Genomic DNA, 11,802 nt, shown 5'->3' on the forward strand with positions numbered 1-11,802 from the left:
TGTTGTGATATTTTGTAGATTATTTTGAATTCATATTTTGACAAAAAATGTAAGCATCAGTGACATTTTATGTATGAAGCAGCCGCGATTGTTTTCGGAGGAGGACCGGTCGTTTGCCGAAGCGGTGCGGCGGATCAACGCGACCAATCCGTTTTTGCCGGAGCGCATCGCACGGGAGCGTGACGCGCTGGGCGAAGGGTTCGTGGAGGAGGGGGCCACCTGGAATACGTTGCCGCCATCGGAAACGAGCCACCCCAATCACGTGCGCCTGACGGAGCGGATGGGCGCGGTGATCGAAAGGACGCGGGGCGCCTGGCCGCGTGACGGCCGGGTGGCCCGGGAGGAAGCCACGGCTTACGGCGAGCTTGCCGGACTCTGGCTTTACCACACGTACATGCAGCGGTTCGACCGCGTGATCCGCGCGGCCGAGGCAGCACACGGAAAGACGGCGGAACCGGGAGGGGCGGCGACGGCAGGCGAGGCGGGGGCAAAACCGGTGCGCGCGGACTTCTTTCCGGCCTTTCGGACGGATGTGGAGCGGCTGCTGGCGTTGCCGGGGTTGCGATTGCTGGAGGGGCAGCCGGTGGAGCATCTGTTTGCGTGCGCGTTCCAGATCCGGCGGGCGTTTCATCATATCTTCCGTTCGCTGGCGGGCGGATCGGCCCCGATGGCGCGGTTGCGGGCGGCGATCTGGCAGTCGATTTTCACCCACGACCTGCCGCGCTACCGGCGGACGCTGTACGCGCGTATCGGGGATTTCGCTACGCTGGTCACGGGGCCGTCGGGCACGGGCAAGGAGCTGGTGGCGCGTGCCATCGCGTTGTCGCGTTACCTGCCGTACGACGTGCGGCGCGGCGGGTTCACGGATGATTTTTCGGCGGCGTTTTTCCCGCTCAATCTCGCGGCGCTCTCGCCGACGCTGATCGAGTCGGAGCTGTTCGGGCACAGGCGGGGGGCGTTTACCGGCGCGCTGGCGGACCGGGCGGGCTGGATGGACGTGTGTTCAGCGACGGGATCGGTGTTTCTCGACGAGATCGGCGAAGTGGAAACGGGGATACAGGTGAAGCTGCTGCGGGTGTTGCAGTCGCGGACGTTCCAGCGGCTGGGCGACACGGAGACGCGGCGGTTTTCGGGAAAAATCATCGCGGCGACCAACCGCGACCTGTCGGCGAAGATTCGCGCGGGGCGGTTTCGAGAGGATTTTTATTACCGGCTGTGTTCGGATGTGGTGCGCACGCCGTCGTTGCGCGAGCAGCTCGACGCCTCGGAGGCGGAGTTGCCGTTGCTCACCGGCCATGTGGCGCAGCGTTTGCTCGGTGAGGAAGAGGGAGAAAAATTCGGCCGCGAGGCAGTGGCCTGGATCGAAAAAAACCTCGGCCGGCATTATGCGTGGCCCGGCAATTTCCGCGAACTGGAGCAGTGCATGCGCAATCTGCTCGTGCGCGGGGAGTATCGCCCGGCCTTGCAGGCGGGAGGGAGTCCGTGGCCTGGAGCGGGGCAGGGGAGGGAAGCGGGCGGCGGCGGGGAGGCCGACTGGAACGCGTTGCTCGGACCGGGAAAACTGACGGCGGAGGAGGTGTTGCGCCGCTACACGCGTCATGTCCATGCGCAGGCGATCACGGTGGAGGAGACCGCCCGCCGCCTCGATCAGGACCGCCGCACAGTGAAGGCCCGGCTGGCAGCGGAAGAATGAAAGAGCAAGGAGCGCAGCCGGGTATCCCCGTCCCGGTGTCTGCGCATGCGGCATCCGGCGCTTGAATCCGGCCGGTCGCGCCGCTTCTTTTTATCCGATGATCGACGGCATCTGGGAACCTCAAGGGGCGGAATTTGGCGGACAGGCGGTGCCTCCGCCCGGCCTCGTCATGCTGATCGAGGCGGATCGCTACACGATCACCCGGGAAAGCGGCGAGCGCGACGAGGGCCGGATCGAGATTTCCGGCGACGGCAGCGCAGGCTGGCACGAGATCGACATCGTCTGCGAGCAGGGCGCCGGTGCGGGCCAGCGGTTGCGCGCCATCATGCGGCGGCGCGGCAACCTGCTCCAGCTCTGCTACCACGCGGAAGAAAATGGCGAGCGGCCGCAGGCGTTTGTGTCGCGGCGCGGTTCGCTGGCGGTGCTGGTCCGCTACCGCCGGATCGGGGACGGATGACGCAGGCGGTCCGGGGGGGGGCGGGCAGGAGGACGAAGAAAGAGCAGGAGGCCGGTTCAGCGGCGAGCCGGCGTGTCGGTCATCGCCAGCGAGGCGGAGGGCGGCGTCACGGGCTGATCACCGGTGGCGAGCCAGAGCAGGACGCGCGGGACAACGTTTTCCAGGCCGGGCGTGAGTTCGGGATGCGGGCTGATCGCGACAATGCGGCCACGGCCATAGGTGGCGCGGACGAATGCGGGCGAGTTGATCATCACGTTGTGCGGGGTGCCGTTTTCGGCGATCTCGCTGCGGTACCACGCGTCCACCGTGTAGCCGGGAAGGTCGGCGCGGTTCAGCGGCTCGAGAATCGGGCCGTTGGCGTAGGTGATGGAAATGGCCTGCGGATAATCGCCGAGCAACGACCGGCCGCTTTCGGAGAGCTGCACATCCACGCGGCCTTCGCCGCGCGCCCAGTTGTGAGGCGAGACGGTGCGGGCATTGAGGATGCCGAGACTCCACGGATAACCGGTCGTGGCGAGATAGGCGCCGGCGCAGATGCCGAGGTAGCCGCCGCCGTTATCGACATAGCGGCGGATCGCGGCGCGGCCTTTTTCGCCGATGCTGCGGCCTTGGGCTCCGCTGTTGCCGCCGGGAAACACGAGCACATCGAATCGGGACAGGTCGGCGCGGGCGTAGTCCCGCGGCGAGAGAGGCGTGAGGGTGACACCGGGCAGCCGGTTCGCACGGCTGGCAAATGCCTCATAGTTGAGCGTCGAACCGGCATCGCGATCGTCGCGCCGGAAGACACCCACGCGCAGGCTGCGCGAAGGGCCGGGGCCGGTGATGGCGGCGCAGGCGAAGGCGCCCGGATCCTCGTGGCCCGCGGCAAGGGCGGGCGTGGCAGTCATTTGCCCGGCGTGAACCCCGTTGGCGAGCAACAGGGCCACGCAGAAACGAAGCGCGTGGCAACGCATGGGTGGTGTGGTAGCGGTTTCCTGGAATCGGGCGGTAACACGTAAGGCTATGGCCTGATGTCAGCTTTTCTTGTCACTGGCTGCCGGGTGGTAGTCCGGCATGAGCAAAATATGCATAGCGACGGGTCGTCGGCAAACCGGGGCGGAGTCTTCCGCCTGAACTAAAAAGCAAACTGATAGTCTGTCCCCGCCACCATGAGGGCGGGTGTCGGGCCGCCGCCGGTGCCGCGGGTGCTGCCGGTGTCCGTCAGACTTTGGCGCTGTTGTCGCACTTGAAGTGCACGCGCGAGCGGCGCAGGGCGAGGGCGCGTTGCGAGGCGTCGCCAGCAATATTGCGTCGTTCGATCAGATGGCGGGCGCCGCCTTTGACGGGAGCGCTGCCGGCTTCCGTGCCATCGATGGCCGCGGCCGCGGCGATGCAGAGCAGCAACTCGGCCCGGGCAGGCAGGCGCGTGGCAGGGAACCCGGTGCGGGTGGACAGCCAGCGGACCAGCGGAAAAGGGAGGCAGGTTGCGATTTCGCTCACAATGGCGATGGTGCCAAGGTCTTCCTCCGCAAGTCAACGCGGTGTCTGCGCCCGTTTTTCCAATGTCTGCCACCGGATTCCGATGAACCTGTTCGCCGCCTTCTGCATGCCGGGCATGCTGCTCCTGGCCACGCTCCTCCCGGGGTGTGACGGCGCCCGGACGTCGCTGCCGGACAAGGCCGGGGCTCCGGCGCCTTCTTCTCCCGTTTCCTCTGACTCACCACCGCTTCCGTCAACCTCCTCCATTCCCATGCCCGACAAAGTCGTCAAAACCGATGCCGAGTGGCGCGCCCGCCTCACGCCGCTGCAATTCCACATCCTCCGCGAAAAAGGCACCGAGCGCCCCGGCACCGGTGAGTACCTCAACAACGAGGCCGCCGGCGTCTATGTATGCGCGGGTTGCGGCCAGGAGCTGTTTTCGTCGGAGGCGAAATTCGAATCACACTGCGGCTGGCCGAGCTTTTACAAGCCGGTCACCAAGGAGGCGGTGGTCAATTCGCGCGACACCAGCCACGGCATGGACCGGGTGGAGATCACCTGTCCGCGGTGCGGCGGGCATCTCGGGCACGTGTTCCCCGACGGTCCGGAACCGACGGGGCTGCGTTATTGCCTGAACTCGGCGGCGCTGAAATTCGTGCCGGCGAGGAAGGCGGAAGCGAAGTAGCGGGGAACGGCGGGTCGAGATGTATTCGGCCTGCCGGGTTAGTAATTGTCTGGCGACTACGGAGTCTGACGGAGCGGCGGCATTTTTCTGCCAATCCCGCTGCAGACGACGCAACGCGTCGCCGGTCCGGACGGCGAGGCACCGGGCGAGGCGCTGACGCGCCTCGTCGCAGCGGCAAGAATGCCGCCGCTCCGTCGCTCAACGGATACCCGACTTGCGTCGGCAGCTACGGAACACGGGCTGGAAGCCCGTGCCACGTCGGAATCATGGGCACGGATGCCCGTGCCACGGCGCCGCGCCTCGGTGTCGCTTATCGCGTCAGCCGGTAGTATCCGTCGGGGTTGTACAGGTAGTAACAATCGAGCGGATTGAGCCGCGGGAGGAGCTGGTAGGCGCGGCCGGAGTCATCCACTTTTTCCAGTTCGCCCCCGAAGCGGCGGCCATCATCAGCGGAGGGAGCTCGCGCCACGCTGTCGGGATTCCGGTCCAGCGACTCTTCGCGGATCGTTGTCACGATGTGGTCCACCCACTTGATCTCGCGCGCCTTGTCGCCGAAGACAATCCAGTCACCGGTGCTCCGGTTGGAGTACATCTGCTTGATGAACTCGTCCAGGCTGATGCCCATCTTCTGCGCGATGGGCGCGGCGAGGCGGCGCCACCACTCCTCGAGGTCGCGCACGCCTTCGCGTTGTTCGGTGAGGTTGCCATACGAGAAGGAAAGTATCTGGTGATGCAGGATGAGCGCGTTGGGATACGCGTACGATTCTTTCGCCAGGGTCGTGATGCCGGCGGCCATGCTCGCGGCGAAGGACTTGACGACGGTGTAAACCGGGGCGGCGCTGCCTTCCATCGCCTTGAGGATCTTGTAGCCGGCCATGACGGAACCGCCGGGCGAACTGTCGATCACGATGAAGATGGGGTAATCGGAGTTCTGGTTGTTGAAGTAGTCGATGCGCTCCTGGATGTAGTCGGCGGTGCGCATGCTGATGACGCCGTTGAGCGGGATGCGGCGGTCGCTGATCGTGAGGACGCCGTCCTGGAACGGGGTTTTGGTGTAGACGATCTCGTGTTTGACGAGATTGCGGAGGCGGTCGCGCTTGTCGCGGAGATCGAGCTGGCTGTTGAGCTTGGCGATTTCGAAATCCAGCACGCCGCGCTCGGCCTGCATCTGCTGGAGGGCAAGCTGGGTTTGCTGGAGTTTCAGCTGGATTTCCTGGGTTTCGAGTTTGATGGAGCGCAGCCGGGCTTCGTCCTGCGCGGCGACGAGGGCGTTTTCGGCCTGAAGTTTTTCGCGCTTCTGGTTCAGCTCGGCGATTTCGGCGGCGGAGGCGGCGGTGCGTTCGGCCTGGGCGGAGGCGAGGCGCTGGTTGATGAGCTCGGTGGCCTGCCTGAGGCGGGCGATTTCCTCCTGCTGTTCGAGAGCGGCCTTGCGGCTGCGCTCCTGGGCGAGCGCGATTTCGGCGGACAGACGGCTTTTCTCGGCGTTGAGATCGGCGAGTTGCTGTTTGAGTTTTTCCTCGGCGAGGCTGTTTTCGAGCGCGAGACGCTCCTTTTCCTGTTTCAGGCCGGCGAGCGGGTCGGGCTTTTCCGGCCGGCTCTCCGTCTTCGCGTCTTTGCCGGCGGCGTCCGTGGCATCGTCAGGTCCGGTTTCATCGACGGTTCCGGTGTCGATTGCCGCAGGTTCGTCGGGAGGTGGCGTCGCCACCGGCTGGGGTTGGGAATAAAGCGCCGGGAAGGAGGCGCCGGCAAACGTGAGCGACAGGAACAGGCATAACAGGCGGCAGGTCATCATAGGCGGGAAGGGAATCGTGTGAGTGTGGCAGACTCGGAAACGGATGCAGCGGTTCGGTGAATTTTGCGAAATCTACAGAAAATATCCCCGCTGTTTTTCCGAAACCGGCAGGCCGACGCGCTCCATGACCTTGAGCAGGTCTTCCCAGATCATGCGCTTGGAGCGGCTGGACTGGTTGCGCAGGATGTAGCTGGGGTGGTACGTCACCATGAGCGGCTTGCCGCCAAACTCGCGCCAGCGGCCGCGGATGGAGCCGAGTGTCGTGAAGCTGCCGACGCCGAGCATGCCCTGCGCGGCCGTCGAGCCGAGCGCCACCAGCACATCGGGATCGACGATCTCCACCTGGGCGCGGAAAAACGGCAGGCAAAACGTCATTTCCTCGGGCGAAGGCGGGCGGTTGCCGATCTGTTCGTGGCCTTCGGGCGTCGGGATCTGCGGACGCCAGTTCATGATGTTGCCGATGTAAACCTGCTCCCGTTTCAGACCCATCGCCGCGATCATGCGGGTGAGGAGCTGGCCGGCGGGGCCGACGAAGGGTTCGCCCTGGACTTCCTCTTCGGCGCCAGGCGCTTCGCCGACGAACATGATTTTCGCGTCGAGCGAGCCGACGCCGAGCACCACCTGTTTGCCGGGGCGGACGTGGGCGCGACAGACGGGGTGGCCGGTGACGAAGTCTTTCAGCCAGGCCCAGCGGGCAGCCTTGTCACCCGCGGGCAGCGTGACCTCGGGCGGCGGCGGCAGTTCCGGCGCAGGCGCTGCGGCCGGGATGCGGACGGCGGGCCGCGGTGCGGGGACGGCAGCAGAGGAGGAGGCGTAACCGGAAGTGCTGTCAGCCTGTTCCCGGAGCGGCGGCGTCCCCGCCGCCGGACGGGACCCCAGTCCCGCAGGATCGGAAGGGCGCGCTGGCGCGCGTCCGGCGGCGGGGACGCCGCCGCTCCGTCGGATGCCGGCATCACTTCCGGTTGCGCCCGCAGGGGGGGAGGAGGGCGATGCGGCCTGGAGTTTGCCCACGGCTTCACGGAGGAGGGCGATGCTTTCCGGCGAGACCGACAGCGCCGTCACGCCGTCGGCCTTGAGGCGTTTCAGTTCGTCGGTGAGGGCGCGGAGGGAAGCGCGCATGGCTCAGGCGGCTTGCGTCTGGCCGACGAGGTGCGCGGCGGCGAGTTTCTGGACATACTTGCCGAGCATGTCGAATTCGAGGTTCACGTGGTCACCGGGCCGGCGGGTGCGCAGGTTGGTGACGGTGATCGTGGTCGGGATGAGCCAGACGGCGAACGTGTCGCCCTCGACTTCGGCCACCGTCAACGAGATGCCGTCGATGGCAATGCTGCCCTTTTCGATCAGGTTGAGCCCGGTGCCGGCCGGCGCCTTCACGCGCAGGTAATAATCGCTGCCGCGCTGCTCGAAAATCTCGATGACGCCCTGGCCGTCGATGTGGCCAGTGACGAAGTGGCCGCCCATCTTGCCGCCGAAGCGCAGGCTGCACTCGAGGTTGACGGCCGAGCCGGGCGCGAGCTTGCCGATGTTGGTGAGGCGATAGGTCTCCTCGAGGAGGTCGAACCGGATGAAATCGGCGTCGAACCCGGTGACGGTGAGACAGCAGCCGTTGATCGCGATGCTGTCGCCCGGGGCGATGTCCTCGCGCGGGAGCCGCGTGGCGAGGCGGAGTTTCCATGCATCGTCACCCTTGGTGAAGGATTCGACGGTGCCCGTTTCCTCAATGATACCGGTAAACATGAGGGCACGATTGAGACGTTCGCTCCCGGTTTCTCAAGGCTCAACCGGCGTAAAAAAACGGAAGAAGGTGAAACGCGGTTTTACGGTTTGGCTTTTTCGCTCGTGCCGGGCTCTCCCGCCGGCAGGCCGTGGCGGAGCCAGGCGGCGGCGGTCACCCGCGAGTAGAGGCGGAATTCGCCGGATTTCGACGCCAGTTCCAGCATCTCGCGGGCTTGGCCGGAATCACCCTTCAGCAGGAACGACATCCCGATATAGAAGCGCGCCTCGCTCAGGTAACGCTCGCGCGGCTGGAGATTGTTTTTCGCAATCCCCTGCAACACGTCGTCGGCGGAGACGCGGCCGAGCAGGTGTTCACCGAGCTGTTTCAACCAGGGGTTGTCCCAGCCGGTGATCTCGCGGGAAAATGTCGGATCGGACAACCCGGTGAGCCGGCGCGCGAGGTACAGCGAAAGGTGCACGTAACTCTGTTTCGTCTTGTAGTCGTCGATGGCCTCCTGAAAGCGATCGATGGCGGCGGGGTAATCGGCCGAGATCAGGCAGACGAGGCCGCGGAGGTTGGGTGCGTCACCGCTGCCCGGAGCGAGTTTGCCGGCATCCGAGAGTTGTTCGTCGGCCTCGTCGAGGCGGTTGAGCTCCATGAGGAGCAGGCCGAGATCCTTGCGGGCATCGGCCAGGCCGGGGTCCGTCCTGAGGGCTTCCTGGTAAGCCGTCACGGCCTCTTCCAGGCGGCCGAGCCGGTGCAGGGCCTCGCCGCGGTTGATCTGGACGACGGGTTCGGACGATGAACGGGCAGCGACATCGAGATCCGCCAGCGCCTCGGCGGCCGCCCCGCGTGCGAGGAGGATGCGGGCGCGCTCGATCCGGGCAAAGGGCGCGTCGTGGTTGCGTTCGATCGCACGGCCGAAATCGGCGAGCGCGGCATCGGTCTCCTCGCGCTCTTTTTCGACAAAAGCGCGGGCCTGGTAGCCGAGGGCAAGGTCGGGGGCGCGCGTGATCAGTTCCTCGGCCTCGGTCCGGGATTCATCGAGCTTGCGCGATTTCAGGAGGGAGAGGCTGAGCAGGTAACGGGCCCAGTGCTGGTCGGGATTGATGGCGAGCGCGGCCCGGAAATCGGCGACGGCGGAGTCGAGCCGGTCGAGGTCGAGCCAGGCGCTGCCTCGCGTGGAAAGCGCCTCGGCATCCTGCGGGTGCGCTTCGATGAAGGGAGTGAGCAGCGGGGGGATTTCCGCCACGCGCCGGAGCTTGCCATAAATCCGGGCGGTTTGCAGCCACGCGAAATTTTCGTCGGGGGCAGCCTTGCGCACCGCATCCAGATTCCGGAGGGCCGCGGCCGTATCGCCGGTGTCCTCGAGCGCGAGCGCCTGCTCGACAAGGGCCGCGGTATTGCGGGGCGAGAGCTCGAGGGATCTGGCGATATCCACGAGCGCGTTCTCGGGAAAACCGGTTGCCCGCCAGACGCGGGCCCGCGCCAGCCAGAGGCTGGCGTCGCGAGGAGCGAGCACGAGCGCGGAGTCGATATCCCGCGCGGCCTCGCCGAAGCGTTTTTCCTCCAGCAGCATGGCGGTGCGGCCGCGGAAGGCGTCGGCCAGCAGCGGATCGGCCGCGATGGCTTCGGAGTACGCGGCGATGGCGCCCTGCGTGTCGCCCCGGGCGTGAAACACCCGCGCGCGGCCGAGGTGCGCGAGCGCGAGTCCCGGCGAAAGCGCCAGCGCCCCGTCAAAGTCGGCGAGAGCCGCGTCCAGCTCACCCCGGTCGAGCGAAATGCGTCCCCGTTGCTCCCTGATCCCGGCCTGCTTCGGATCGAGTTCGAGCGCTTGGGTGAAATCCCGGAATGCCTCGTCCGGCTTCGCCATGGCCAGATACGCCTGGCCGCGCGCGGCCCATGCCTCGGCCATCGCGGGCCGCAAGGTGATGACGTGTGAAAAATCGCCCAGAGCCGCGTCCGGCTTGACCAGCGCGAGATGCGATTCGCCGCGGGCATACCAGACATCCGCCTCTTCCGGCAACAGCTTGAGCGCGCGGTCGTAAGCGGCGATGGCGTCGGCATGGTTTCCTTTCGCTGCCAGTTCATGGCCTTCCTCGATCAGGGCGGAACCCTGCTGCCGGGTGAGGAGCGTCGGCGTCCGCAAGGCCGTGCAACCACCAAACCAGAGGAGGACGCAGGCGAGAACAACGGACAACAGTTTGCAGCGGTAATGCATGGGCAGGAGACCTCCGATTCCGCATGGCAATCCGCGTGACGACGAACCTTTTTTCGGAAGATGCGAACTTTTGGGAGATCGTCCCGGCCTGGCCGGCAGCCCGGGAAAGTTCGCAGGCGGTTGACACCCTCCGCCCGCCCGGGCGAAGTCTCTCGCGATGTCCACCAGGAACGCCATCTCTGCCACTCCGGCCACGACACTCGAGGAGGTTGCCCTCGTGCTCGAACGCCTCCGCGCCCGCCATCCGCTGGTGCATTGCCTGACCAACGATGTCGTCAAGGGGTTTACCGCCAACGTCCTCCTCGCCATCGGCGCCGCGCCCGCGATGGTCGAGCACCCGGAGGAAGCCGCGCAATTCGCCCCGTTTGCCGACGCGCTGCTCGTCAACCTCGGCACACTCACCGAACAACAGATCGTGGCCATGCGCCGCGCCATCGCCACCGCCCGCGGGGCCGGGCGCCCCTGGGTGCTCGATCCCGTCGCCGTCGGCCCGCTGGAAGTCCGCACCCGCTTCGCCCGCGAGATCGTCAACGAATCCCCCGCGCTCGTCCGCGGCAACGCCTCCGAGATCATCGCCCTCGCCGGCGAGAGCGGCGCCGGACGCGGCCGCGGCGTCGATAGCGGCGACCCCGCCGAGGCCGCCCTCGACGCCGCCCGCCGCCTCGCCGCGCAGACCGCCGGCGCAGTCGTGGTCACCGGCGCGATCGACTACGCAACCGACGGCGCCCGCACGGTGGCCATCGCCAACGGCCATCCGCTGATGACGCGTGTCACCGGCGTCGGCTGCGCCATGAGCGCCGTGGCCGCCGCCTGCGCCGCCGTGGCCGACTCGCCGCTCCGGGCGGGCGCGGCCACCGCCGTGCTCATGGGTCTGGCCGGCGACCTCGCCGCCGGACGCGCCACGCGTCCGGGCTCCTTCCAGATCGCGCTGCTCGATGCGCTCGACGAACTCTCGCCCGAACTCGTGCGAACCCGGGGAAAACTTCATGCCGCCTGACGTTTCCTCCGCCGCCTCTCCGGCGCGCCCCGCGCCCGACTACACACTCTACCTCGTCACCGATGCGCCTTCACGTTATCGACCCGGCGGCGACCGCGCGGCGTTGTTGCACGCGGTCGATGCGGCCGTTGCCGGCGGCGTCGGCATCGTGCAATACCGCGCCACCCGCGGCGGCAAAGGTGAACGCTACAAAACCGCGCTCGCCCTCCGCGACCTCCTCCGCCCCCGCGGAGTGCCGCTGATTGTGAATGACCACATCGATCTCGCGCTCGCCGTCGATGCCGATGGCGCGCACGTCGGCCAGGACGACCTCCCGGCGGATGTCGCCCGCCGCCTGCTCGGACCGCGCAAACTCCTTGGTCTCTCGATCACGCATCCGTCCCAGCTGGCGGCGTCCGTCCTCGATCCGGCGGCCGGCCTCGTGGACTACCTCGGCGTCGGCCCCGTGTTCCCGACCGGTTCGAAAGACGACGCCGCGCCCGCGCTCGGGCTCGAAACCTTTGCGCAGATCGTCCGCGCCAGCACGCTGCCCGTGGTCGCCATCGGCGGCATTTCGGGAAAAAACGCCGCCGCCCTCTTCGCTGCCGGAGCCGCCGGCCTCGCCGTCGTTTCCGCGCTCTCTGCCGCCGATGATCCCGCTGCCGCCGCGCGCACCCTCCGCTCTTTGAAAAACTGAAAAAACGCCACCTGTCGCGAGAAGGTTGCACCTGCCTGTTTTCATTTCAGGGAGGTTCTGAAAATTCATTTTTTAACCACTAATGGACACTGATCGACACTAATCC

11 protein-coding genes are annotated in these 11,802 nt (G+C 66.6%); 5 read left to right on the top strand and 6 right to left on the bottom strand.

Annotated features, from left to right (window positions below; all coding sequences use genetic code 11):
• The first annotated feature begins 73 nt into the window (after window positions 1–73).
• Both OPIT5_22920 and OPIT5_22925 read left to right on the top strand, forming a co-directional pair.
• The gene (locus OPIT5_22920) at window positions 74–1,693 is read left to right on the top strand and encodes a hisitidine kinase (protein ID AHF92652.1); all 1,620 of its coding nucleotides are present in this window, start codon (window positions 74–76) and stop codon (window positions 1,691–1,693) included.
• Between the two features lie 97 nt (window positions 1,694–1,790).
• Window positions 1,791–2,150, top strand: coding sequence for a hypothetical protein (locus tag OPIT5_22925; protein AHF92653.1), 360 nt, complete (start codon window positions 1,791–1,793; stop codon window positions 2,148–2,150).
• A gap of 56 nt (window positions 2,151–2,206) precedes the next feature.
• Here OPIT5_22925 and OPIT5_22930 read toward each other — a convergent pair whose 3' ends face one another.
• Together OPIT5_22930 and OPIT5_22935 are read right to left on the bottom strand one after the other, a co-directional pair.
• The gene (locus tag OPIT5_22930) at window positions 2,207–3,103 is read right to left on the bottom strand and encodes a Biotin-protein ligase (protein AHF92654.1); all 897 of its coding nucleotides are present in this window, start codon (window positions 3,101–3,103) and stop codon (window positions 2,207–2,209) included.
• Between the two features lie 247 nt (window positions 3,104–3,350).
• Window positions 3,351–3,596 (bottom strand): hypothetical protein, encoded by a 246-nt coding sequence (locus tag OPIT5_22935; protein ID AHF92655.1) that lies wholly within the window; start codon window positions 3,594–3,596, stop codon window positions 3,351–3,353.
• 115 nt (window positions 3,597–3,711) lie between these two features.
• Here OPIT5_22935 and OPIT5_22940 point away from each other — a divergent pair, with 115 nt between their 5' ends.
• Entirely contained in the window at window positions 3,712–4,293 is a 582-nt protein-coding gene (locus OPIT5_22940) for a peptide methionine sulfoxide reductase (GenBank protein ID AHF92656.1), read from the top strand.
• 310 nt (window positions 4,294–4,603) lie between these two features.
• Here OPIT5_22940 and OPIT5_22945 read toward each other — a convergent pair whose 3' ends face one another.
• From OPIT5_22945 to OPIT5_22960, 4 genes are all read right to left on the bottom strand, one after another.
• Entirely contained in the window at window positions 4,604–6,085 is a 1,482-nt protein-coding gene (locus OPIT5_22945) for a peptidase S14 (protein ID AHF92657.1), read from the bottom strand.
• A gap of 72 nt (window positions 6,086–6,157) precedes the next feature.
• Complete coding sequence (locus OPIT5_22950) at window positions 6,158–7,204, bottom strand: DNA polymerase (GenBank protein ID AHF92658.1); 1,047 nt, start codon at window positions 7,202–7,204, stop codon at window positions 6,158–6,160.
• 3 nt (window positions 7,205–7,207) lie between these two features.
• Window positions 7,208–7,822, bottom strand: a complete 615-nt coding sequence (locus OPIT5_22955) for a riboflavin synthase subunit alpha (protein AHF92659.1) — start codon at window positions 7,820–7,822, stop codon at window positions 7,208–7,210.
• 80 nt (window positions 7,823–7,902) lie between these two features.
• Window positions 7,903–10,023: a hypothetical protein gene (locus tag OPIT5_22960; GenBank protein ID AHF92660.1), complete on the bottom strand. Its 2,121-nt coding sequence runs from the start codon at window positions 10,021–10,023 to the stop codon at window positions 7,903–7,905.
• Window positions 10,024–10,180: 157 nt separating this feature from the next.
• On the opposite strand from OPIT5_22960, the gene OPIT5_22965 reads away from it, so the two are divergent.
• Both OPIT5_22965 and OPIT5_22970 read left to right on the top strand, forming a co-directional pair.
• Window positions 10,181–11,020 (top strand): hydroxyethylthiazole kinase, encoded by an 840-nt coding sequence (locus OPIT5_22965; GenBank protein AHF92661.1) that lies wholly within the window; start codon window positions 10,181–10,183, stop codon window positions 11,018–11,020.
• On the top strand, window positions 11,010–11,696 hold the full coding sequence (locus tag OPIT5_22970; protein AHF92662.1) for a thiamine-phosphate pyrophosphorylase: 687 nt from the start codon (window positions 11,010–11,012) through the stop codon (window positions 11,694–11,696). Before OPIT5_22965 ends, OPIT5_22970 begins: the two co-directional genes overlap by 11 nt.
• Window positions 11,697–11,802: the final 106 nt, after the last annotated feature.

The organism is Opitutaceae bacterium TAV5, from assembly GCA_000242935.3.
In the GTDB taxonomy this organism is placed as follows: domain Bacteria; phylum Verrucomicrobiota; class Verrucomicrobiia; order Opitutales; family Opitutaceae; genus Geminisphaera.